Origin of the sequence: Bifidobacterium sp. 7101, assembly GCF_000499285.1 — a bacterium.
GTDB lineage: Bacteria > Actinomycetota > Actinomycetes > Actinomycetales > Bifidobacteriaceae > Bombiscardovia > Bombiscardovia apis_A.
Genome location: NZ_AWUN01000002.1, coordinates 276,661 through 299,969, shown reverse-complemented (window position 1 = coordinate 299,969; position 23,309 = coordinate 276,661). Strand labels below are relative to the sequence as shown.

Here is a 23,309-nt window from a genome sequence, read left to right as displayed (position 1 = left end):
CCGAGGTTGCGGATACGTCCGATCAGGCACCGGAAGCTGACGCTGACCAGGATGACCAGCCCATGGAGGCAGGAACAGTCGGCGGGGATGCTGACGACAATTCGGTTCCTGTGGATTCCCGCGCTCGCTGGCTGCTCCGGTCCCGGCTCCTGCGGAAGACCCGATGAGTGTCTGGGATGCCATTGTGGGCCAGCAGCCCACGGTTGAGCTACTCAAGCGGACGGTGGCCGCTCAGGCGCAGGGCCATGACGAGGTGGCACAGTCCTGGCTGATCTGTGGCCCTCCTGGTTCAGGTCGCTCCAACCTGGCCCGAGCTTTCGCGGCAGCCCTGATCAGTCCGGATCAGGGATTGAGCGACCAGCCTACCCGCGTCACTCAGCAGGTTCTGGCTGGTACCCATCCGGATGTGACCATACTGTCCACCAACAAGGTCACCATCGGCATCAACGAGGTCAGGGAGTTGATCATGACCTCAGAGCAGATGCCCTCAACCTCGCGCTGGCGGGTCATCATCATCGAAGACGTGGATCGGATGCTGGAGCGGACCACCAATGTACTGCTCAAGGAGATCGAGGAGCCGGCCGAACATACTATCTGGCTTCTGTGCGCACCCAGCGCCCAGGATGTGCTGCCCACCATCCGTTCGCGGACCAGAGTGCTCAACCTGGCTGTGCCGTCCAACACTGCAGTGGCCGATTTCCTGACTGATCAGGTGGGGGTGGACCGGCCCCTGGCCGCCAAGGCCGCCCGCCTGGCCCAAGGGCATATAGGCATCGCCTGTCTCTACGCTACCAGGGATCAGGTCCTGGCCGACCGTGACGAGCTTGTGGTGGGTCTGCTGGGCCTTAGGCGTGCTTCTGATGCCGTGATCCTGGCTGGCCGGGTGGTGGATGCGGCCCGGGATCAGGCCACCGCCACCGTGGACGATGAGGTGGCCAGGGACGAGCGGGAGTTTCGGCAGGTCAACGGGCTTAGGGACAAAGAACGTATTCCCCGGCAGCTGCGTGGGGCCTATCATGCCCTGGGCGGCAAGGATCAGGTTCGCCGTCGGGTCACCAGACTGACCCGGGATGTGCTGGACCGTAACCTAAGCACCCTGGCCAGCGTCTATCGAGATGTGGGCGTCCTGCAGAACGGCGCCGAGGAAAAGGCCGGCCTGGTCAATTTGGAAAATCGGGCGGCAATTGCCGATCTGTCCGTCAGGCTCTCCAGGCAGGGGGCCATCGATCGCATTCAGCTGATTGCCCGGGCTCGCAGGAGGCTGGCTGCCAACGGTTCCCCGCTCTTGGTCTTCGAGGCCCTTTTCTGCACTCTGCTGGTCTGAGTATGACACAATTGCCGTAATTGTCGGCCAAGGATGAACTTGACCTCGTCGGCTGGGCGGGCGAGAATCGAATCATGAGGATTATCACTGATTTCGGCACTATTCCCGATCGGTACGCAAAGCGCGCCCCTCAGTCCCTTACCCGCAAGGGACGTCCCGTGGTCTCCTTCCCCTTCCGGCTCGAGGATGTGCCCCAGGAGGCCCGCTACCTGCACTGGATGTTGGTGGATCCTGACTCTGTGCCTGTGTGTGGCTTCCCCTGGATTCACTGGTCCCTGGCCAACCTACCCGTAGACGCTCTGACTGCCTTGCAGCCTGATGCGGGCGGAAGCTCCGCTTTGGCCATTCCCGAGGACTTCTCCAGAAATCTGTCTAATCTGATTCCCGGCGTGCCCCAAGGACGTACCTCGGCGGCCTCGCCCCTGGTCATGGAGGAGGAGATCGCCGACGATCCCGCCGTGCTTATGCGTTATAACGGCCCCACGCCTCCAGACCGGGTTCATGACTATGTGCTGTCGGTCTGGGCCACACAAGAGGCGTTGCCCGGCCTGGAAGAGGGGTTCTGGCTCAATGCCCTGGCCCATGCCATCCACTCCGCCCAGCCGGTAGCCGCAGCAGCTCGGGCCTGGCTGCCCGCCGATGCATGAGGATTTGATTTAGCGCACATCTCCTGATATTGGGACTGATATTGGGGTTGTCTGGCACTAGAGTGAGGCCATGCCCCAAGTGCGCAGACGGACGTCATCCCTGTCTACACACGCAGTCGGTTGGACAAGTATCCTTCGACCTCCGGGTTGGTGATGACAGTTGACCGCGACCAGATAAAAGGAAGACGCTTACATGCCCTGCACCACGCTTCTGATAGGCAAGAATGCCAGTTACGACGGGTCCACCATCATCGCTCGGAATGAGGATTCAGCCAACGGAGAGTTCCGTCCCAAGCGTTTCGTTCTGGTCACTCCCGACCAGCAACCCCAACACTACCGCAGCGTGATCAGCCACCTGGAGATGGATCTGCCCAAGGATCCTATGCGTTACACTTCGGTGCCCAACGCCGTGCTCGATCAGGGGCTCTGGGCCGAAGCAGGCGTTAACAGCGACAATGTGGCCATGTCAGCCACCGAGACCATCACTACCAACGAGCGTGTTCTGGGTGCAGACCCGCTGGTGGAGCTCACCCCTGCACAGGGCCGCCCCGGCGATGAGGGCTATCTGGCCGAGGTGCCCGGAGGTATCGGCGAGGAGGATCTGGTCACCATCGTCCTGCCCTATATCCACTCGGCACGGGAGGGTGTCAAGCGGTTGGGCTCCCTGTTGGAGCGCTACGGCACCTATGAGATGAACGGCATCGCTTTCAGCGACGTGGACGAGATCTGGTGGATGGAGACCGTGGGCGGCCACCATTGGATAGCCAAGCGGGTGCCCGATGACTCCTATGTGACCATGCCCAACCAGCTGGGCATCGATGAGTTCGATCTGGACGACGCTTTCGGGGATCAAACTGACCACCTCTGCTCGGCCGACCTGCGGGAGTTCATTGTCGACAACCACCTGAACCTGGCTGTGGAGTCCGCCTCGCCCTTCAACCCCCGTGATGCCTTTGGCTCCCATAGCGATTCAGACCATGTATACAACACGCCTCGCGCCTGGTACATGCAGCGTTTCCTCAATCCCTATGACGAGATCTGGGATGGGCCGGACGCTGACCATGCCCCCACCAGCGACAACATCCCCTGGTGCCGCCAGCCCGAGCGTCTGATTACCGTGGAGGATGTCAAATACTTGCTCAGTTCCCACTATCAGGGCACGCCCTACGATCCTTATGGGCGGACCGGCGACGAGCACACCAAGGGGCTCTACCGGCCCATCGGCATCAACCGCAACGACCAGCTGGCCCTGATCCAGCTGCGCCCATACCGGCCTGAATCCTGCCGGGCCATCCAGTGGATGTCCTATGGATCCAACGCTTTCAATGCACTGGTTCCCTTCTATGCCAATGTGGAAAGAACGCCTGATTATCTTGCCAACGCTACGGATCGTGTCTCCACCGACAGCCTCTACTGGTCCGATCGGCTGATCGCTGCACTGTGCGACTCGGCCTTCGCCGGCACTTCAGCTGCAGTCGAACGCTACCAGCAGAGCGTTGGGGGAGAGGGCCATCGTCTAATCGCCGCTGCGGACGAACAGGTGGCCAGGCTGGAGGGCGCCGATAAGGGCACGGACAACCCCGAGGTCCGCCAGGTCCTGGAGGCTGCAAACCAGGACATGGCCGACCGCCTGCGCAAGGAGACCGATGACCTGCTGGGCCAGGTGCTTTATACAGTCAGCATGGGCATGCGCAACGGATACCATCTGTCCGACAACTGAGCCATTCGATCGACAAGGATCATAAAGGAGGAGAGCCTCATGACGGGCTTCGACGATTACGTCAGGCCATATGGCCTGTTTGAGAAGATCGATGCTTTCGGCTACCTGAAGGATCTGCAGGATCATCCGGATATGCCGCGCAAGCATGGCCAGGTGCTGCTGGTTACCGCAGACACCCCGCTGAAGGCATCGCGTGGGGAGGGCAAGACCACCACCACCATCGCCCTGATCGATGCCCTGCGCGCCCGGGGAGTGGATGCCGCAGCTGTCCTGCGTCAGCCCAGCATGGGCATTACCGCCGCAGGATCCAAGGGTGGCGCCTCTGGTGGCGGCAAGTCCTCCCTGACGCATCCTGAGCTGGTGGACTGGGGTCTGTGCGGGGAGATGGCGGCCATCGAATCCGCCCAGAACCTCTTGGTCTCCTTTGCGGAGAAAGCTGTGGACGAGGGTCGGTTGGACACCGTCCTGGTTCCCCGGGTCAGTGAGGTGCCATCGCGATCCCTGCGGCAGATCACCGTGGACCGCGGCAAGGGTGATCTGCCTGAGCGGACCGTGCTGACGCCCACCTGTGAGCTCATGCAGATTGTGGTGCTCTCCCGGAGCATGGAGGAGATCGAACGGCGCGTGGCCGCCATGGTCGCGGGAACCCTGGATGGCCGCCCGGTCACCTTCGGAGAGTTTGTGGATCTCTGGCGGATCACCGGCATTCTGACCGATGCCGTCAAGCCCGCTTTCACTCAGACCCTGGAGGGCTCCCCGGTCTACGTGCATGGCGGGCCATTCGCCAACGTCTCCATCGGCATTCCCAGCCTGGTGTCCGTGGAGATGGCCTGCGCCCGGCATGACGTGGTCGTCGTCGAGGCGGGCTACGGAGCCGATGCCGGCGCCCAGAAATGGCTGGACATCGCCGCCCGCGAGTATGGGGCCCAGTGGCCGGCCGCCGCCGTGGTCGTCACACGTGCCACCACCTGGCGGGATGATCCCAAGCTGAGCTGGCGCTATCCCTTCCACGTGCATCGTCTGGAGGGACTGGGCATCCCCACCTTCCCGCTGATCAACCTCTGGGAGGGCGAGGACGACCAAGTGGATTCCTTGCGGGAGACCGCCGATGGCCTGGGCTTCCGCAAGCCGATCGCGGGCAACCTCTTCCGTGACGGGGGCAAGGCCCTTAAGCCTCAGGTGGACGATCTGATCAAGGCCTTGCAGGAGCCCACGAACGCCCAGGCGGATACAGCCAGCCTGCATGATATGTCCGTGCCGGATCGGATCCGCTGGATCGCCCAGAGCGCTTACGGCGTGCCGGCTGATCGGGTCGTCGAGCGTGAGGGCTTCCAGGACAGCCTCCAGGCGGCCTCCGACCTGTGCAGCAAGGCAGGCATTTCCCTCGAAGATCTGGTGGTGGTGGCGGTCAAATCGCCGGCTACCATGACCGACGATGACCGGGCCGACCAGGACAAGCGCACAGTCACCTTGAAGAAGGTCGAGGCCCATACGGGTGCCGGCCTCCTGCAGGTGAACCTGACCACATCCTTGACCACGCCCATGCCCAAGATCGTCTGAGCGGGCTGTGCATGGATTCGACAGGTCTGTGACGCGCCGTGTTGCGGGCCTGCCGAAACCGTGTATAGTATCTACTTGGCTCTTGAAAGTGCCCTGCCCCTATAGCTCAGTTGGCTAGAGCAGCTGACTCTTAATCAGCGTGTCCGGGGTTCGAGCCCCCGTGGGGGCACAGAGTCAAAGCCCAGCAATCGTAATGGTTGCTGGGCTTTTCCTTTATCTACGCTAAGGCCTGCAAGCCCCAAAATGTATACTAAATTGCATCAGGGGAATTCTGGCACTCTCGACCTGAGATGAGGCCTTGCCGAAGCGGGACGCTTTGAGGTCTGTTGATTAATCGGCTGGCGTGTTCCTCACGTTGCCTGTCTGCCGCCCTTCACCTACGCGGCGATGGTCGTGAGGTATCTTGATGATGGCAGAAGAGCAGGGAGCCTGCTCTCTTGGGCAGGCATAAGGGGGCTGGCGTTGACGTATGTGACCATTCGCGATGTGGCTGAGCGGGCGGGGGTATCACCCACCACCGTTTCGCAGATCCTGCACGGCAAAGGCCGCTTTTCAAGCAAGACCAGAAAGTTTGTGCTGAGTATGGTCAAGTCCATGGGTTACGTGCCCGACTCCCGTGCCCGAGCCATGCGCTCTGATCCGGTCAAGACGGTGGGGCTGTTGGTGCCTGACTTGCGTAACGCCTATTTCGCCGACATGGTTGCCTCCATGGAGGAGGAGCTCTATGCCCGCGGCATTTCGACGCTGATTGGTTCTTTCGGCGAGGATTCGGCTCGACAGGACTCTTTTTTGCGCAACATCATGGGCCAGCGGATCGATGGGGCCATCGTTGTGCCCAAGGGGGTGCCCACCCATGGTATTGAGGATGTAGTCAGGTGGGGGCTGCCCCTGGTCTTCGTGGATCGACGGGTGCCAGGTCTGACTTCGGTGCCTTACATCGTTTCGGACCCCAGCCAGGGTATACGTCAGGCCCTGCAGGCCCTCTTTCAGAAAGGTCATCGACGCGTCGGATTCGTCTCGCATTCCTCGCTGGCTTCGACCACCCTCTATGAGCGGGAGAGCGCCTTCCGTGAGCTGACTGCCGAGATGATGCCGGATTGTGACTGCCCGGTCGTGGATTGCCAGGGGGAGTATGACTCGCGTGTGGCGGATCTGGATGTGCTGATGGCCCACCAGGTCACGGCTGTCATCTTCGGCTACTCGCCGGATGCCATCACCATGATCGGGCTGATGCAGAAGCGTCGGCTCGTCATTGGCGTGGACATCTCGGTGGTTTCCTTTGATGACATCGAGGTCTTTCGGCTCATGACCCCGCAGGTGTCGGTCATATCCCAACAGGCCCAGGAGATGGGTCGCCGAGGTGTGCGGGAAGTGCTGGAGCTGATCGGGGCCCGTGAGAATGCCGCTGACGATGACGGGAAGACTCCTTCGCCGCAAGAGGCCAATGACAGCAGGGAGCGGCACATGGTAGCTATTCCTACCATCTTCATTGCCAGGGATTCGGTCGGCCCGCTGCATCGTGACTGACAGCAAGATCACATACCATACCTGATATTGCAAATCTGGTATTGACACGCCTCTGTTGACAGCGATGATTTAACGTTTTATCGTAATCATACGACAGCGATAAAACGTTAAACCAATGGCGTGAGCGCTGTACACCGGATGATGATGAAGCGTCGACTTTCCGTGGAATTGCGGGGGAGAGTAATGCCGGCCATCAACCTCACGGTCACGGCGACCGGGCGGCGGATGACCGCTGATGCGGGAATCGATGCTGACGAGAATGTCGCGTGACAGCTTGTCTGATTCCGGTTGACGGGAGTTCCGAGAGGAACGGAAACGAGGAAATCAATGGAGAGCCGGAAGAAATCAATTCTATGCGTTGACACGGGTGTGGACGATGCCCTCGCACTTTGCTATGCCCTGTCTCACGAGGATCTTGACCTGATCGGCATCTGTGCCTCCTATGGCATGGCTACCGTCCCCAAGACCTACTCCAACACCAAGCACATTGTGAATAGTCTTGGCAAGGGCGACCAGATTCCGGTTTACATGGGATCTGAAAAGCCGTTGCAGCGTGATCGCGAATATTCGGGCACTTTTCATGGCATGGATGGACTGGGCAATCAAGATCTTCCTGATATCAGTGGCGATGCCACTCCAGAGGAGTCGGTCGACTTTATCGTTGACAGCATCAAACGTTACGGGGAAGATCTGCAGATTATCACCACTGGGCCTATGACCGACATGGCCAAGGTGTTGCTGCGATTCCCTGACGGTCCACTTCCTGGCTTCAGCATGGTTAGTATGGCTGGTGCGGCTATAACCCCAGGGAACTGCAATCTTTATTCCGAGGCGAATGTGATGGTAGATCCAGAAGCGGCCAAGATCTGCTTCGAATCTGGAGTGCCCATCACCATGGTTGGCTTGGATGTCACCAGGAAGACTCTGCTGACTGAAAAGGAGTTGAAGGTCTGGCAGGGCTATGACAGTGAAAGCGCCAAGATTCTCAGTAAGGCTGTGGGGTTCTATCTTGAGGCCTACCGAGTTCACCACCCCTATCTGGCCGGCTGCGCTTTGCATGATCCTCTGGCTGTTGGTGTAGCCATGCATCCTGATCTGGTCACTACCATCCCGATGAACATCACTGTCGTCACTTCTGGGGAAGCCGATGGCGATACCGTGGAGAACCTCGACAAGGTGGCCGAAGAGCCTACCACCAAAGTGGCGCTGAGCGTAGATGGCGAGCGGTTCATGAAAGACTTCTACGCCCATATGGACGCGGTACTTCGCTAGGAAAGGCAATCGAGAGCAATGAACGAGAAATCTACCGACGAGCTTGAGGAGTCGTTGATCCTCAAGGCTATGCCTTTCATGATCTTCATCTGCTTCATGCAGGTTTTCAGCGATAAGATGTTCGGCATCGTTTCGCCCGACATTGCCGGGACTTTCGCCCTTTCTCCGGCTCAGGTGGGCTGGCTGACGACCATTGCATCCCTGGTATTCGGTGTGGGTGGCGCCATCTATTCCACGCTGTCAGACGATGTATCGCCGCGAAAGCTATTCACTGTCGGAACGGCTATGTTCGGAATTGGCTCCATCCTGATGGTTGCCTTCCAGTTCTCTTTCTGGCTGATTATCGCCGCCAGATCGGTGCAGGTAGCCGGCGCTGCTGTTATTCCAGGATGTTTCGTGGTCTTCGTGCGCAAGTATCTGTCTGCCGATAAACAGGCCAAGTACCTTGGTTTCAATACAGCCATGTATCAGCTGTCAGCTGCCTTGGGTGCCGTGTTCGGCGGATTCGTCAGCAAGTACCTGTCATGGCAGATGACCATGATCGTGCCTGTTATAGTGCTCATCGCCCTGCCTGCCGTTCGCAAATATCTTCCCGACAAGGCCAAGGAGACCGGCAAGCAGCCTGCCGAGCGTATGAATGTGGTTTCCATCGTGATCTTTTCGATTGCTTTCGCGCTGATTCTTATGGCCATCAACAAGAACACGATTATGTGGTGGGGCTTGGCGCTTGTATCCGTCGTGATCTATGTGATCTGCTCCAAGATGGTCAAGAACCCCATCATCGATATCACCCTGTTCAAGGTACCCAAGTTGGTGTCGGGTTCGCTGGTCGGTGCCATTGTCTACGGGGTACAGATGTCGTTCTTCTTCGTCTTCCCCTTCCTCATCAAGGCCAATTACGATGTGAGCAGCGCGACCGTCGGCATGATGTACTTGCCTGCTAATATCTGTGCATTTCTCTCCGGCATGTCATCAGGATTCATCACCAATAAGATTGGCTCGAAGAAAGGCTTCCAGTTGGGATGCCTGATCATCCTGCTCTCGCAGTTGATGTTCGGATTCTGCCTGGGCGGAAACATCATCTTCATGTGGATAGCCCTTGCCCTGTTCGGGGTTGGCTATACGGTTATCTACCCGGCATATAATTCGATTCTGCCGAATTCTCTGCCCAATGATGTTGTAGGTCGGTGCATGGCTGTCAACAATCTGCTCAACCGATTGATCAACACGGCCATGATAGCCGTTGCAGGCGTGCTCATGTCCGGCTCTGGTCTGGCCAAGAAGATCATTCCTGCCATGGGCCACACAGATCAGTCATTCATCTATTCCAATGTCTGCTTCATCTTTGCGGTGGTCATTGTCATAGGCATGGTGTCCTACTACTTCGTCTTCAAGAACGTGAAAGAGGACAAGCAGCAGGCCTGACGAGAATATTGCGAATTCATCGGCATTTCATGACTGGTTCCCTGCTGTCCTTTGGACTGGTGGGGAACCTGGCATGGACCCGTAGCGCTGGGAGTGTATCTCTTGGCGCGGGAAGGAACCATGATGAAACGTGGTTTGCGATATGACTTCTCGCTGCTGGCCCTCCTGCTCATACCAGTAGGCGTTTCGGTCAACGTGGTGGGTTATCAGCTGTCCTCGATTCTGAAATTCCCTATCTTCATCGATCAGATAGGCACCCTCTTTGTGTCAATGCTCGGCGGGCCCTGGGTGGGCTTGGTGACGGGACTCATGGGCAATGTAATCAACGGCATGCTCAATCCTGTGGCCTTCCCCTATGCTTTGGTCGCCATGACTACAGGGTTTGTGGCCGGGCTGCTCTCCCGCTGGCGGTGGTATACGAACATCATCGGCGCAGTGGCCGCCTGCTTCGTGATCAGCATTGCGGCGGCCGTGGTCAAGGCGCCGGTCACCATAGCTGTTTTTGGCGGAGTTACTGGCGCCGGTAGCGATCTGCTGACAGCAGCCTTGCTGGTGACGGGGACCAGCCTGATCAAGTCGGTTTTTTCGACCAGCATCTTCACCGCAGTGGCCTCTACAGCCATCGATGTTTCGGTCAGCTGGGTGATCCTGCGCAAGTTGCCCGACAGGTTCCTGATCAAGTTCAATTACGGATCCCCTTATGTCAGGAAGGTCGCCACGGCATCATGACTGGTTTCATAGACCGACTATATCCGTCCTCCAAGGCAGCCATGGTGCTGCTTGCCATCATTGTCGGTATCTTCACCCCTGGGTACATTCTGCAATATGCCATGTTCCCGGTCTTCCTGCTGCTGGCAATCATGGCCGGTAACGGCATGAGGTTCTTCAAGGCCTTTCTCTCGTCCGTCGGCACGGTCGTCCTGGTGATCTTCCTGGTGCAGGTCTTCATTGTCCGCTATCCAGACAGCGCGCATATCTGGGCGTTCATTGCCTTGTCTCCTACCGGTTTGGACAAGAGCCTGGGAATCACTTCCAGAATCGTATCCAGCGCTTCGGCCATCATGTGGTACTTCCAGGTGACCACGCCCAAGGACATGGTCTATGCCATGGAACAAGCGCATTTGCCCAAGAAGGTTACCTTTGTGATCATGTCGACCATTGGCATGGTTCCTCAGGTGATTAATCGTTCCAGGACCATTATGGATGCACAGAAATCCCGCGGCATCGAGACCGAGGGCAACGCCTGGGCACGGGTGAAGTCCTTCGTGCCCATGTTGGGACCATTGATTTTCTCCCTAATTCAGCAGACCGAGGAACACGCTCTGGCATTGCAGTCACGGGCCTTTCTGGCGCCTGTACCCAAGACCTCCCTTTATCGCCTTGACAAGCACACGATCGATCGGGTGATTCAGGTGATCTGCTTGCTGCTGTTGATTCTGTTCATCGTCTGGAGGGTCTGGAAATGAGTGTCATCAGTCTGGAACATGTGGGATACCGTTATCCTCTGGGCCATGAGGATGCCGTGCATGATGTCTCCTTCCAGGTGGAGCAGGGGCAGGTCTGTGCGCTTCTGGGTGCCAATGGGTCGGGGAAGACCACTATCTGTAATCTGATCCGCGGCTTCATACCGCGCTTTTACCGGGGAGAGCCGACGGGTCAGGTTCAGCTGGCCGGAAGGCCTGTGGAGCAATATGACGACGCGGAACTGACTGAAACCATCGGCTACTCCTTTCAGAACCCTTTTACGCAGATGTCCGGTGTCAAAGACAATGTGCGGGAGGAGATCGCCTATGCGCTGGAGAACCTCGGCATAGAGAGGGAGGCGATGGCCGCGCGCGTGGATGCCATGATTGATCTGCTTCACCTGGACGACATCGCCGATGCCAATCCTCTGGAGCTTTCCGGGGGGCAACGGCAGCGAGTGGCCATTGCCGCGGTGCTGGTGACGGACCCACCCATTGTCGTTTTGGATGAACCCACCTCTCAGCTGGATCCGCAGAGCACCGAGGATGTATTCAACATCATCGCTCTGCTCAAGCGCCAGGGCAAGACCGTCATCCTGGTTGAGCACAAGATCGATCTGGTGGCCCGTTACAGTGACCTGGTCATCCTCATGGAAGATGGCCGGGTTGCCATGAGTGGGCCGGCGCGTCGTGTGCTCACCGATCCGCAGGTCTTGGATCACGGCGGTCAGTTGCCCGAGGTCACCCGCTTCTTCCTGGAACGCAACCAGAAGCTGGGGTTGAATGATCCCGTGCCGCTCTCGGTCGAGGATGCCATAAAACGTTACGGACGGAAAGGGGCCTGAAGATGGCCTATCTTGAGTTGGACAGGGTCGGATATACCTATCCAAACGGATATCAGGCTCTGCGGGAGGTCAGCCTGTCATGCGAGCTTGGGGAAGCTGTTGCCATTATCGGCCGCAACGGGGCCGGAAAGACCACTATGGTCAAGCTCATGAACGGACTGCTCAAGCCCACTCATGGTCGTGTCACGGTGGACGGGACTGCAACTGATCAAGAGGATGCCGCCCATGTGGCAGCCAAGGTCGGCTATGTCTTCCAGAATCCGGATGATCAGATCTTCCAGGACAGCATTCGCCGGGAAATAGCCTATGGGCTTGTGAAAAAGCATGTTGCCCGGGACCGTATCGGGGGGCGGGTCGCCTGGGCTGCTGAAGTCTGCGGTTTGGGTGACAGCCTGGATTCCCATCCCTATGACCTTCCCTTCTCGCAGCGCAAGTTCGTCACCATAGCCTCGGCTTTGGTCATGGACCCTCAGGTGCTGATTCTGGACGAGCCTACCGCCGGTCAGGACAGGGCCGCTACGGACCTGCTGGCAGGGATAATCCAGCAGGTGACGGCAATGGGTAAGACGGTCATCACCATCAGTCATGACATGGAGTTCGTCACTCGTCATTTCCAGCGGGGCATTGTCATGGCCGACAGACAGATCCTCATGGATGGGCCCATCGCTCGGATCTTCAGGGATGATGATCTGCTTGAACAGGCTCATCTGGCCCGTCCCTATCTGGCGCAGTTGGCCCAGGCCTGGGGCTTCCACGACGTGCTCACCTCTGAGGATTTCATGGCGGCCCTGCCCCAGACATCATTACTGACAAATCAGTGACACTGCCCCCCCCCCCTGGATAAGGCTCCAGCGGTTTATGAAGTCTGTGTGCCTGATTGAGTTGGGGGGCTCTGCTCGTTTTCCCTAGAGGTAGTGCACTCCATGCGATTCTCAATGCGTCATAATCAGTGGTAGTTGGCATAGAATATTTATGCCGGTTGAAGTGCAGTCGTGTTGATGGTGACACGCGGTTGGGGCTGGTGCGTATCGGATTTCAAAGAATTACTTGAATCAATGGAGATCATGAGCGCTTCTCGGTCTAGTGTCATCACCTGTTTCTATTGAATGATGCCCGTGCCTTGGTCACAAGGCGGCATCGAGAGAGGGGTGAAGGGTCGAATGGAATATTCGCTCATGACCAAGCTGGCCGCTGAATGTGTCGGCACTGCCATATTGATGATCTTCGGCAACGGCGCGGTCGCCGACGTGGATCTGGAGGGCACCAAGGGCCACCATTCCGGCTGGCTCACCATCGCCATGGGATACGGGTTCGGAGTCATGTTTCCAGTGCTCATGTTCGGCGGGGTATCCGGAGCCCACATCAACCCGGCCATGACTCTGGGACAGGCCGTCATCGGCATCTTCCCCTGGAGTCAGGTTCTGCCTTATATTCTCGCGCAGTTGATTGGAGCAGCCCTGGGTCAGCTGGTTGTCTATGTCTGCTACTTCCCGCACTACCGCATGACCAAGGAGCCTGCGCCGATTTTGGGCACCTTCTGCACCACTGATGCCTCGGGATCGCCGGTCAACTATTTTATCAATGAGCTCTTTGGCACGCTGGTGCTGGTCCTGGGAGCCCTCTGCTGTTTGCAGGGCCCATGGGGGTCTAAGGGGTTGGCCGCCGCCTCCATCGTTGTCGGCTTGATCGTCTGGGGGTTGGTCACCTCTCTGGGCGGTCCCACTGGCCCTGGTCTGAACCCTGCACGAGACCTGGTGCCACGCTTCCTGCACTGGATTCTGCCCGTGCCCAATAAGGGGGACTCACGCTGGGGCGAGGCTTGGATTCCGGTGGTGGCACCCATCGCCGGTGCCATCGTCGGAGCCGCGATTTTCAAAGTTCTTTTCGCTGCCTGACCAGCAGCTTGGTGACAAGGCCCCAGGCTTCATCTTGGAGGCTCAAGACCTTATTTATTGCGTTGTCGAGCTTGTGGGTAGTCAAGCTTGAATGGTTCGTCCTGCCATGGATATTATTAATCATATATGCCCGATTCCTCGCAATGAGTGCATCGGAGATGGGAAGGCAGGTACGACCATGGGGCGTCTTCAAGGCAGGAAAGAGCGCGAGCCGTTTGTGCTCGAGCATGCCAGTATCGCGACCGGTGATGAACAAGGCACGGTCCAGAAGGATATGTCTGTTCTGGTGTCCGCGGACGGCCGGATAGAACAGGTCTGCCCGACGCCGCTGGCCTACGTGCCTTCCGGATATCACCGGATCAACGCTACGGGCAAGTTCGTGGCACCTGGACTCATCAATGCCCATACCCATCTCTTTGCCGATGGCAAGCCATTGTCTGGTGGTACGGAACTCTCGCCACGTGTGGTCAATGCCGGCTTGAAGGTGGTGCACAGCCCTGCCGGCAGAGTCCTCATGGACGCCAGGATCAAAGGTAACGTTTCTACACTGTTGAACTCGGGCGTCACGACCATTCGTACCCTGGGCGATGTGGGTTATGAGGCGGTTCGTCTGCGCGACAAGATTGATGCCGATGAACTGACCGGTCCGCGCATGCTGGCTGCCGGCCCACTCCTGGCGATTCCAGGAGGGCATGGCGATCCTTTCATCGCCCTCTCCTGCTCCTCTCCAGAAGAAGCCAGGCGTCGAACCAGGGAGAACCTGGATCATGGTGTCAATGCCATCAAGGTGGCTGCGACCGGCGGCGTCACCGATGCCACCAAGCTTGGCGAGGCCGGCAGCCCGCAGATGACCGAGGAGGAAATGGCCGCCGTCTGTGATGAGGCCCATGAGTTTGGTGTGCTCGTCGCAGCACACGCTCAGAGTCCCGAGGGCGTCAAGGCCGCTCTCAAGGCAGGCGTGGACACCATCGAGCATGGCAGCGCCCTTGACGACGAGATGATCGGACTCTTCCTTGACAATCCGCGCTCGCTTCGTGGTTTCTCTGCCCTGGATCCCACCCTGTCCGCCGGGCTGCCGCTGGTCAAGATCAGCCAGCAGGAGCTGGGGATCAGCGATATAGTTCGTGGCAACTCCGAGCTGGTCGTCGATGGCATGGTCAAGAGCGCCAAGCAGGCTCATGAGAACGGCATTGCCGTCGGCGTTGGGACCGACACCGGCATGACCTTTGTGCCCCAGTACGGCACTTGGCGAGAACTCGACTATCTGGTGCGGTACGCTGACTTCACCCCGGCTCAGGCCTTCCACGCCGCCACCCAGGTCAATGCCCGAAACCTGGGCTTCGACAATGTCACTGGCTCGGTCGACACGGGCAAGGATGCGGATCTGATCGTCCTTGACGAGGACCCTGCCAAGAATGTGCGGACCCTGGCTGACCCCAAGTTGGTCATTGTTCGTGGCAAGCCGGTCTGGCGCCCTGAGGTCAAGCACTTCGAGGAGATCGATCGCTTGCTCGACAGCTTCTGACCATTTACCTTGCGTGACCATTCAAGGGCATGTAGTAGTTTGACTGCCTGATGGTTCCTCGATGACCGGGTGGCATGCAAGCATGTCGGTATGCACAAGGGAGAACCGATAGTGGACCAGGTCGGCCAGGCCAAGGTCGTAGGAAGGTTGGCGCCTTCGCCAACCGGGCGAATGCATCTGGGCAATATCTATGCATGTCTGGCGGCCTGGCTGGGTGTCAGGTCGCAAGGGCCTGGCGGGGTTCTGCGGCTTCGCATCGAAGACATAGATACGCCACGGGTGGTCAAGGACGCTGATCATTGGATCATGGATGACCTGGCCTGGCTGGGATTGGATTGGGATGGCGAGGTGGTCTACCAGTCCCAGCGCGCCGATGCCTACAGGCAGGCATTGAAGCTGCTGGAATCGCAGCAATTGGTAGGCGAGCAGCCGCTGATTTATCCCTGCTTCTGCTCCCGTGCCGACATCCGCGCGGCATCGGCGCCGAATGAAGGCGACGGGTTCATCGTCTATCCCGGCACCTGCCGAGGACTTTCCCCTGAGGTGGTCAGTGAAAGGATGGCTCGAGGGCAGCGGCACAGTCTGAGAATCGCAGTCCCTGATCAGCCCGACGAACCGGATGCCATCTGTCGCTTCGACGATCTGATTTTTGGCCCGCAGTCCTTCAACTTGGCCAGGCAGGTCGGCGATGTGGTCGTCAAACGTTCGGATGGTTTGGTTTCCTACCAGCTGGCGGTGACGGTGGATGACCTGGCCATGGGTGTCAACCAGATCGTGCGGGGAAGGGACCTGCTGAGGTCAACGGCCATTCAGATGTGGATCCGGAATCATCTTCAGCCACAGGCTTCTCGCGTTCAATATGCGCATCTGCCTCTGATTGATGGTGTGGACGGCAGGAGGATGTCCAAGCGTTTCGGATCGCCGGACCTGGGATTACTGAGAAGAGACGGCTGGTCGTCCAGGCAGGTGTTGGGGGTCTGTGGCTGGCTTCTGGGAATCTTGGACCGTCCCAGACCTGCCAGTGCTCGGGAACTGCTGGATGGTTTCACATGGAACACTCTGGCCGCTGACCGCAAGGACCGGCAGCTAAACCTGAGCGAGCTGAACGTTTCTGAAGCAAAGCCGAGTCTGTAGGTTCTTCGATCCTGAATTTCGCAGCTCGTTTCCGACATCGGCTTTCTCCCGGGCTCGTAGGTTTGCAGGTATGAGCCACTGGCTACCATGGCCTCAGTCAAGGCTTCCGGAATTTAAGGAGGTAGCGGGTCATGGTCGCCTATATGGACCACAAGGATCTGGGCAATCGGCAGATCAGCCAGGAACGAGCCAGACAGATTGCGGATGGGGTCAAGCGTGTGGCCGACAGGATTGCCAAAGCGGAGGTCTCCGCTGGTCGAAAAGAAGGCTCGGTAACCCTGCTGGCGGCCACCAAGACCCGCGATGTGGGCGAGATTATGGCAGCCATCGATGCCGGGGTGCGTCGGATCGGCGAGAACCGTCCCCAGGAGGTCACCGCCAAGGCCCAGGGATTGCTGGAGCTCTGTCGGGACAGGGGACTGGCTCTTGGCACCGACGTTGTAGACAGTGATTCATCAAGCGCCAGTCTGGGCTTCCACCTTATCGGGCAGCTCCAATCCAACAAGATCAATAAGATCCTGCCATATGTCGACACGGTCGAGTCGGTCGACGGGCCCTCGCTGGCTCGGAAGCTGGCCATGCGGGCACTGGCTGCAGGCAGGACTGTGGGCATACTCCTGGAGGTCAACGAGTCCGGCGAGCAGGCCAAGTCGGGATGTGCCCCCGACCAGGCCCTGGATCTGGCCTATGAGCTGGCAGCTATGGAGGGGATTCAGCTTAAGGGTCTGATGACCGTCGGCGCACATGTGGACGATGAGGCCATCATCAGGAGCGGATTCGCCCATTTGCGCGGTCTGCGCGACCGCATCAGGGATTCGGGGGAGCCGGGCACCGACACCTGCACCATGCTGTCCATGGGAATGACCGGAGACATGGAGTATGCAGTGGCTGAGGGGTCGACCGAGGTTCGTGTAGGCACAGCCATCTTCGGCCCGCGGGCTTTTATCTGACCAGCCACTGTCTGTTTCGGAACCCGAACCTATCAAGCGGCCCGGCCTGGGGCTAGACTGTGCCCTATGAGAATCGCGCGTTTTTCCTACAAGGACACCCCACGATATGCCTTCGTCCAAACTGATAAGCAGGACGGCAAGGATTACCTGGTCGAGCTGAGCGGCTACCCCCTGACCGGTCAGCAGGTCGAGCCCACCGGCAAGCGTTACCCCCTGGACGACGAGGATGTGCGGCTGCTGGCTCCGGTCATCCCCTCCAAGATCTACGGGGCGGCCAAGAACTACCGAGCTCACGCCGCCTACATGGCCGAGCAGGGCCAGTCCTCGGACCCGGAGCCTCCGGAGAAGCTCATGCTCTTCATGAAGCCCTCCACCTCGGTCATCGGCCCTGACGACCCCATCGTCAAGCCTTCTTACAGCAAGGACATGAACTACGAGCCCGAGGTTGCCGTTGTCATGGGCAGGATGGCGCGGAAGGTGAGCGTCAACGAGGCCATGGACTATGTGCTGGGCTACACCTGCGTCAACGATGTGACCCTGCGCGACCTGCAGAAGAACGACCCAATGTGGACCCGCTGCAAGGGCTTTGACACTGCCTGCCCCCTCGGGCCTTGGATCGAGACCGACCTGGACTATCGGGATGCGAAGATCTCCTTCAGGCTCAACGGGGAAGAGGTGCCTGAGGCAAGCGGCACCACCGCCAACCTGATTCACTCCATTCCTGAGCAGATCGCCTTCATCTCCAGTTTCGCCACACTGCTGCCCGGCGATGTCATCATGACCGGTACCCCTAACGCCACGGGTTCCTTGAAAAACCGTGACGAGGCCACTGTCCAGGTGGAGGGAATCGGCTACCTGCGCAATGTGATCATTGACGAGTAGCAAATAGCAGGAAAACAAACGATATAAAAACTTGAGTCGTTTAGGCTCAAGTTTGGGAATAGGTGTCCTCCTTTCGCTGTTGTAGAAGACAGATGAACCCGTGACGGGGTCTGGTTGAGTGATTCGGCTGGCCCCGCTGAAGAATGTTGGAGGATGCTCTATGAACGAAAACTTCACCACCATGGCTCAGCAGGCCATAGGCGATGCTATCCAGTCGGCCTCGGCGGCCGGCAACCCCCAGGTGGATGTGCTCCATCTGTTGGACTCCTTGCTGCGTCAGCAGTCCGGCGTGGTTCCTGGACTGATCCAGGCCGCAGGTGGTGACAGCCAAAGAGTCGGCGCCGAGGTCCGTCAGGCCCTGGTGGCTCTGCCGTCGGCCAGCGGATCCACGGCCTCACAGCCCGATGCCAGCCGTCAGCTCAGCATGGCCCTGGCCCAGGCTGAGAAGGAAATGCAGGCCATGGGGGACGAGTACGTCTCCACCGAGCACCTGCTCATCGCCATCGCCCAGGGTCCCTCGCAGGCCGCCGATATTCTGAATCGGAACGGTCTGCAGGCCGATACCCTGCGCAAGGCTGTGCCCCAGGTGCGCGGCGGCGCCAAGGTGACCAGCCCGGATGCCGAAGGTACCTACAAGGCCCTGGAGAAGTACTCCACCGATCTGACCGCCCAGGCCAAGGAGGGCAAGCTGGACCCGGTCATCGGCAGGGATCAGGAGATTCGTCGTGTCATGCAGATCCTGTCGCGGCGCACCAAGAACAACCCTGTTCTCATCGGCGAGCCCGGCGTGGGCAAGACAGCCGTGGTCGAGGGTCTGGCCGAGCGTATCGTGGCCGGTGACGTACCTACCACCCTGCAAGGCAAGAGGCTGATCTCCCTGGATCTGAGCTCCATGGTGGCTGGCAGCAAGTACCGCGGCGAATTCGAGGAACGACTCAAGGCCGTCCTCAACGAGATCAAGAGCGCCAACGGTCAGGTCATCACCTTCATCGACGAGATTCACACCATCGTCGGTGCTGGTGCCGCCGAGGGATCCATGGACGCGGGCAACATGCTCAAGCCCATGTTGGCCAGGGGTGAACTGCGCCTGATCGGCGCCACCACCTTGGACGAATATCGGGAGAACATCGAGAAGGATCCGGCTCTGGAGCGCCGCTTCCAGCAGGTCTTCGTGGGTGAGCCCTCCGTGGAGGACACCGTGGCCATCCTGCGTGGTCTCAAGCAGCGTTACGAGGCCCACCACAAGGTGACCATCGGTGATGACGCCCTGGTGGCTGCGGCAACGCTATCCAACCGGTACATCTCTGGTCGTCAGCTCCCTGACAAGGCCATCGACCTGGTTGACGAGGCTGCTGCCCACCTGCGGATGGAGCTGGACTCCCAGCCTGAGGAGATCGACGAGCTTCAGCGTCGCGTCACCCGTCTGGAGATGGAGGAGATGCAGCTGAAGAAGGCTGACGACCCCGCCTCCAAGGATCGTCTGAGCAAGCTGCAGGCCGAGCTGGCGGACTCCAGCGAGAAGCTGGGTGGTCTCAAGGCCCGTTGGGAGAACGAGAAGGCTGGCCACAACAAGGTCGGAGACCTGCGTGCCCAGTTGGATGCCAAGCGGGTCGAAGCCGACAAGGCCACCCGCGAAGGGGACCTGGAGAAGGCCTCCCGCATTCTCTACGGGGAAATCCCTGGCATTCGCAAGCAGCTGGCCCAGGCGGAGAACGCGGCCGAGCAGGCCAAGAACGCCTCCAATGACGCTGGTCCCGATGGGGCTGACATCGCCGGGGGCCCGGCCCAGGAGCCCATGGTTCCTGACCACGTGGATGCGGATTCCGTGGCCGAAATCGTCTCTGACTGGACCGGTATCCCTGTGGGACGGCTCATGGAGGGAGAGAACGAGAAGCTCCTGCATATGGAGGACTACCTGGGCAAGCGGGTGGTTGGCCAGCAGGAGGCCATCCATGCAGTCTCCGACGCAGTCCGGCGCTCGCGTGCCGGCATCGCCGACCCCGATAGGCCCACAGGATCCTTCATGTTCCTGGGCCCCACGGGCGTAGGTAAGACGGAGCTGGCCAAGGCTTTGGCAGACTTCCTCTTCGACGACGAGAAAGCCATGGTTCGCATCGACATGTCAGAGTACATGGAGAAGGCCTCGGTCTCCCGGCTGATTGGCGCTGCCCCCGGCTATGTGGGCTATGAGGAGGGCGGCCAGCTGACCGAGGCCGTGCGTAGGCGGCCCTACTCGGTGGTCCTCTTCGATGAGGTGGAGAAGGCCAACCCTGAGGTCTTCGACCTGCTCCTGCAGGTCCTGGATGACGGCAGGTTGACCGATGGCCAGGGCAGAACGGTGGACTTCAAGAACACCATCCTGATTATGACCTCCAACCTGGGCTCGCAGTTCCTGGTCCGGGACGACCTTGACGAGGAAGGCAAGCGCAAGGCCGTCATGGATGCTGTGCACGCCAACTTCAAGCCCGAGTTCATCAACCGCTTGGACGATCTGGTCATCTTCCATCCGTTAACCCGCGACGAGCTGGGTTCCATTGTGGACATCCAGGTCAAGCAGGTGGCCCAGCGGCTGACCGATCGGCGCATCACTCTGGATGTCACCGACTCCGCTCGGGAGTGGCTGGCCAACATAGGTTATGATCCGGCTTTCGGCGCTCGTCCGCTGCGTCGACTGGTCCAGACCGAGGTGGGCGATCAGCTTGCCAGGATGTTGCTGGCTGGCAAGGTCCACGACGGCGACACGGTCCTGGTGGATCAGACCGGCGGCGACCACCTGGAGCTGACCGCCTGGCCCACTGAAAACCTGGTCGATGACTCGGTCACGGTCGACGATGTGACGGCTGATGGCGACGCTGATGCTGATGCCGGTGATGCCGGACGCGATGGAGGTCGTGGCCGTCATGCCGCACGTGGCGACGATCAAGGTCAGATCCAGTCTCACTGAGGTCAATTGGGTTCGGCACCCGGGATCATTCCCGGGTGCCGAACCTTTTCGCTCCACAGACTGTCTTTGTGGATTCAATCCATAGCAGCAGCCGGGTCCTTGCCCTCTTGCATGGACTCCCACTGGCTGTCGACGATGATCTGGGGGCGTCGTGCCGCGATTGTTGGAAGCTGGTCCGTGTCGATCAGGGCAAGGTGCAGCCAGCGACGGCGCAGGTGCCGCAGCCGGTGCAGACGACGAACGTTGAGCATGGCCAGGATGGTTGACAGGGCACCTGTTACTGCTGCGATCATGGGGTTGAGCATCCAGCCCAGGAAGGGTTGGCAGATTCCGGTGGCAATGACCAGGGCGATGATGTTGTAGACAGTGGACCAGGTCAGGTTCTGCCTAATGACCTGGGTGGTGGCTCGGCTCAGTTCTATGGCCCTACTGGTCCCGTCCAGGTCGCCCTGGTGCAGGATCAGGTCCGCCTGCGGCAGGTCGATGTCCTCTGCGGCATCGTCCGTGTGGGTCTGGAGTTTTGGACCTAGAGTGATGTCTACTCGAGCCTTGGCCGTCAGTTTGGGATCCGCTGTGGTCCCGGCCGCCAGAGCCACCAGGCTGGTTCGGCCCTGCTTTGCGGCGGAGGCGGTTTCTTGATCGGTCCGATCCGCTGGAACGCCCTTGCTGGTCCGTGTCAGGTCGTGATTGAGCCGATCCATGCACTCGCGCTTGCGCTCGGGGGTCAGCCGGGTAATCAGCATATCCACGCCCGCCTGACGCGCCGCCCGCTCAACCCTGTCGTCCGGCTGGCGGCTCCCATCCAGGATCAGGCTGCTTACCCGAAGGGCGCGTAGATGGGTAGCGGCCCGGGTCAGGGATTCCGTGTGGACACCCTGTCCCTCCGAGTCGTCGGGATCCAGCAGAGAGGAGTCGTCCAGAATCAGGGTGCGTACCCGGCCCAGGTGGTTCATGGCCCGTGGTGAGGTGAAGAGCAAACCGTGGGCCAGGCCCGTCTCCAGGCTGGTTCGGAAGGCCAGGGGGATGGTCATGGCTGCGACGGCAGGGCAGGCGATGGTAAGCACACAGACGGCATTGCCTACGGCATGGGCCAGGTGAGGCTGTGGTCCCAGCATGAGCCAGAGCATGAAGGTCCAGACAGCCAGAATCATGATCAGGGCTATGGCTGTGTGGACGATACGGTCCATCCTGCGCATGGCGGGGGAGCGCTCGACCAGAGCCTGAGGAATGATTTTCACGAGCCTGGCTGCATAGGTGTTGTCACCGGCGGCATCCACGCGGATGGACAATCGGCCTTCCAGGATCTTGCTGGAGGCCAGGATTCGGTCACCGGGTCCGCATGGCCGGGGCCTGTCACCGCCTGTCAGCTCGCTGTCGTCCACCAGGGCCGACCCTGACTCCACAACCCCATCGGCGGCCGGGCGTTCTCCTGTGCGTACCAGGAGCAGATCGCCTGGGTGGATCCGGTCACGTGCAAGGATTTGGGCGGGAACTGTCTGCGGATGCTCGGAATCGGCCACCAGGCCTGAGGCTGGCCGGATCTCTGTCAGGTGGTTCAAAGAGGCCACCAGGGAGGCTTCCATTTTGGTGCCGATGACCCGGGCCAGCAGTAAGAGGGTAATGACCACGCCGACCAGATCGAAGTAGGGGGATCGGGAGCCCTCAGGCAGCAGGGATCCGGCCAGGCAGGTAGCCAGGCTGTATAGGTAGGCCAGACTTGTGGCCAGCATGGCCAGGAGATCTGGGCTGCAGCGGTGTTCGGTCATGGCCTTCCACCCGTCCATGAGTATCCCGCGGCCGCAGTAGAAGATGACTGGAGTTATCAGAATAGCCTGGACCCAGGGGCTGGTCAGCCAGGAAGGAATCAGATCGGGGCCGAAGCGATCGAACAGGTCCAGAACCAGAACGGGCGCGGTCAGCAGGGCGCTGATGATGGTAGGCCTGAGCAGACGATGGCTGCGGGAGTCCAGATCGGCCCCCCATTTGCCCCAATCCTCGGGATCGCGCCAGGGGTGGTTGGCCGGGGAGTCCGTGCCTGCATCCTGGTCGCTAACATGAGCCGACGGCATAAGGAAGTACCAGATGATCAGCCAAGTGACCGCACAGGCCACGACCAGATCGGCTATCGCCAGGAAGATATCGATACCCACGGATCTCCTTCGGTCTTGCTCCAACCCCTTAATATTTCCTATTCTG

At 59.6% G+C, this 23,309-nt stretch carries 19 protein-coding genes and 1 tRNA gene; 19 read left to right on the top strand and 1 reads right to left on the bottom strand.

Translation table 11 applies throughout. From position 1 onward, the window contains the following. Positions 1 to 163: 163 nt before the first annotated feature. The 19 genes from P272_RS0103855 (at position 164) to clpB (ending at position 21,113) form a co-directional block, all read left to right on the top strand. Positions 164 to 1,324, top strand: a complete 1,161-nt coding sequence (locus P272_RS0103855) for a DNA polymerase III subunit delta' (protein WP_029678235.1) — start codon at positions 164 to 166, stop codon at positions 1,322 to 1,324. 74 nt (positions 1,325 to 1,398) lie between these two features. Beyond that, complete coding sequence (locus P272_RS0103850) at positions 1,399 to 1,971, top strand: YbhB/YbcL family Raf kinase inhibitor-like protein (protein ID WP_029678234.1); 573 nt, start codon at positions 1,399 to 1,401, stop codon at positions 1,969 to 1,971. A 193-nt stretch (positions 1,972 to 2,164) separates the two neighbouring features. Beyond that, entirely contained in the window at positions 2,165 to 3,691 is a 1,527-nt protein-coding gene (locus P272_RS0103845; RefSeq protein WP_029678233.1) for a C69 family dipeptidase, read from the top strand. A gap of 39 nt (positions 3,692 to 3,730) precedes the next feature. After that, positions 3,731 to 5,251, top strand: a complete 1,521-nt coding sequence (locus P272_RS0103840) for a formate--tetrahydrofolate ligase (RefSeq protein WP_029678232.1) — start codon at positions 3,731 to 3,733, stop codon at positions 5,249 to 5,251. A gap of 95 nt (positions 5,252 to 5,346) precedes the next feature. Continuing rightward, a tRNA-Lys gene (locus tag P272_RS0103835) sits at positions 5,347 to 5,420 on the top strand. Positions 5,421 to 5,722: 302 nt separating this feature from the next. Next, positions 5,723 to 6,778, top strand: a complete 1,056-nt coding sequence (locus tag P272_RS0103830; RefSeq protein ID WP_253269668.1) for a LacI family DNA-binding transcriptional regulator — start codon at positions 5,723 to 5,725, stop codon at positions 6,776 to 6,778. Between the two features lie 120 nt (positions 6,779 to 6,898). Further along, a complete protein-coding gene (locus tag P272_RS09260) occupies positions 6,899 to 7,048 on the top strand; it encodes a hypothetical protein (protein WP_155804975.1) in 150 nt (49 codons plus the stop codon). Between the two features lie 57 nt (positions 7,049 to 7,105). Next, positions 7,106 to 8,050 carry a nucleoside hydrolase gene (locus P272_RS0103820; RefSeq protein WP_029678230.1) on the top strand — a complete coding sequence of 315 codons (945 nt, stop codon included), beginning with the start codon at positions 7,106 to 7,108 and terminating at the stop codon, positions 8,048 to 8,050. A gap of 18 nt (positions 8,051 to 8,068) precedes the next feature. After that, entirely contained in the window at positions 8,069 to 9,475 is a 1,407-nt protein-coding gene (locus tag P272_RS0103815; RefSeq protein ID WP_029678229.1) for an MFS transporter, read from the top strand. 123 nt (positions 9,476 to 9,598) lie between these two features. After that, the gene (locus P272_RS0103810) at positions 9,599 to 10,204 is read left to right on the top strand and encodes a histidine kinase (protein ID WP_029678228.1); all 606 of its coding nucleotides are present in this window, start codon (positions 9,599 to 9,601) and stop codon (positions 10,202 to 10,204) included. Then, positions 10,201 to 10,941 carry an energy-coupling factor transporter transmembrane component T gene (locus tag P272_RS0103805; RefSeq protein WP_029678226.1) on the top strand — a complete coding sequence of 247 codons (741 nt, stop codon included), beginning with the start codon at positions 10,201 to 10,203 and terminating at the stop codon, positions 10,939 to 10,941. Before P272_RS0103810 ends, P272_RS0103805 begins: the two co-directional genes overlap by 4 nt. After that, positions 10,938 to 11,783 carry an energy-coupling factor ABC transporter ATP-binding protein gene (locus tag P272_RS0103800; RefSeq protein WP_029678225.1) on the top strand — a complete coding sequence of 282 codons (846 nt, stop codon included), beginning with the start codon at positions 10,938 to 10,940 and terminating at the stop codon, positions 11,781 to 11,783. Before P272_RS0103805 ends, P272_RS0103800 begins: the two co-directional genes overlap by 4 nt. A 2-nt stretch (positions 11,784 to 11,785) precedes the next feature. Continuing rightward, positions 11,786 to 12,604, top strand: coding sequence for an energy-coupling factor ABC transporter ATP-binding protein (locus P272_RS0103795; RefSeq protein WP_029678224.1), 819 nt, complete (start codon positions 11,786 to 11,788; stop codon positions 12,602 to 12,604). 339 nt (positions 12,605 to 12,943) lie between these two features. Further along, positions 12,944 to 13,678, top strand: coding sequence for an MIP/aquaporin family protein (locus P272_RS0103790; RefSeq protein WP_029678223.1), 735 nt, complete (start codon positions 12,944 to 12,946; stop codon positions 13,676 to 13,678). A 178-nt stretch (positions 13,679 to 13,856) separates the two neighbouring features. After that, positions 13,857 to 15,203, top strand: coding sequence for a metal-dependent hydrolase family protein (locus tag P272_RS0103780; RefSeq protein WP_029678222.1), 1,347 nt, complete (start codon positions 13,857 to 13,859; stop codon positions 15,201 to 15,203). Between the two features lie 90 nt (positions 15,204 to 15,293). Continuing rightward, positions 15,294 to 16,337: a glutamyl-Q tRNA(Asp) synthetase gene (locus P272_RS0103775; RefSeq protein ID WP_044097736.1), complete on the top strand. Its 1,044-nt coding sequence runs from the start codon at positions 15,294 to 15,296 to the stop codon at positions 16,335 to 16,337. Positions 16,338 to 16,468: 131 nt separating this feature from the next. Further along, positions 16,469 to 17,287 (top strand): YggS family pyridoxal phosphate-dependent enzyme, encoded by an 819-nt coding sequence (locus tag P272_RS0103770; RefSeq protein WP_029678219.1) that lies wholly within the window; start codon positions 16,469 to 16,471, stop codon positions 17,285 to 17,287. 66 nt (positions 17,288 to 17,353) lie between these two features. Next, positions 17,354 to 18,169: a fumarylacetoacetate hydrolase family protein gene (locus P272_RS0103765; protein WP_029678218.1), complete on the top strand. Its 816-nt coding sequence runs from the start codon at positions 17,354 to 17,356 to the stop codon at positions 18,167 to 18,169. Between the two features lie 160 nt (positions 18,170 to 18,329). Next, complete coding sequence (gene clpB / locus P272_RS0103760; protein WP_029678217.1) at positions 18,330 to 21,113, top strand: ATP-dependent chaperone ClpB; 2,784 nt, start codon at positions 18,330 to 18,332, stop codon at positions 21,111 to 21,113. 74 nt (positions 21,114 to 21,187) lie between these two features. Here the strand turns inward: clpB and P272_RS0103755 are convergent, their stop codons facing one another. Continuing rightward, positions 21,188 to 23,263 carry a P-type ATPase gene (locus P272_RS0103755; protein WP_029678216.1) on the bottom strand — a complete coding sequence of 692 codons (2,076 nt, stop codon included), beginning with the start codon at positions 23,261 to 23,263 and terminating at the stop codon, positions 21,188 to 21,190. Positions 23,264 to 23,309: the final 46 nt, after the last annotated feature.

Bases quoted from the DNA above. Each gene is read 5' to 3' on its own strand.
- P272_RS0103820 (WP_029678230.1), top strand. From the start codon at position 7,106: ATGGAGAGCCGGAAGAAATCAATTCTATGCGTTGACACGGGTGTGGAC.
- P272_RS0103775 (WP_044097736.1), top strand. From the start codon at position 15,294: ATGCACAAGGGAGAACCGATAGTGGACCAGGTCGGCCAGGCCAAGGTC.
- P272_RS0103855 (WP_029678235.1), top strand. From the start codon at position 164: ATGAGTGTCTGGGATGCCATTGTGGGCCAGCAGCCCACGGTTGAGCTA.
- P272_RS0103780 (WP_029678222.1), top strand. From the start codon at position 13,857: ATGGGGCGTCTTCAAGGCAGGAAAGAGCGCGAGCCGTTTGTGCTCGAG.
- clpB (WP_029678217.1), top strand. From the start codon at position 18,330: ATGAACGAAAACTTCACCACCATGGCTCAGCAGGCCATAGGCGATGCT.
- P272_RS0103795 (WP_029678224.1), top strand. From the start codon at position 11,786: ATGGCCTATCTTGAGTTGGACAGGGTCGGATATACCTATCCAAACGGA.
- P272_RS0103810 (WP_029678228.1), top strand. From the start codon at position 9,599: ATGAAACGTGGTTTGCGATATGACTTCTCGCTGCTGGCCCTCCTGCTC.
- P272_RS0103815 (WP_029678229.1), top strand. From the start codon at position 8,069: ATGAACGAGAAATCTACCGACGAGCTTGAGGAGTCGTTGATCCTCAAG.
- P272_RS0103765 (WP_029678218.1), top strand. From the start codon at position 17,354: ATGAGAATCGCGCGTTTTTCCTACAAGGACACCCCACGATATGCCTTC.
- P272_RS0103840 (WP_029678232.1), top strand. From the start codon at position 3,731: ATGACGGGCTTCGACGATTACGTCAGGCCATATGGCCTGTTTGAGAAG.
- P272_RS0103800 (WP_029678225.1), top strand. From the start codon at position 10,938: ATGAGTGTCATCAGTCTGGAACATGTGGGATACCGTTATCCTCTGGGC.
- P272_RS0103805 (WP_029678226.1), top strand. From the start codon at position 10,201: ATGACTGGTTTCATAGACCGACTATATCCGTCCTCCAAGGCAGCCATG.
- P272_RS0103790 (WP_029678223.1), top strand. From the start codon at position 12,944: ATGGAATATTCGCTCATGACCAAGCTGGCCGCTGAATGTGTCGGCACT.
- P272_RS0103850 (WP_029678234.1), top strand. From the start codon at position 1,399: ATGAGGATTATCACTGATTTCGGCACTATTCCCGATCGGTACGCAAAG.
- P272_RS0103770 (WP_029678219.1), top strand. From the start codon at position 16,469: ATGGTCGCCTATATGGACCACAAGGATCTGGGCAATCGGCAGATCAGC.
- P272_RS0103845 (WP_029678233.1), top strand. From the start codon at position 2,165: ATGCCCTGCACCACGCTTCTGATAGGCAAGAATGCCAGTTACGACGGG.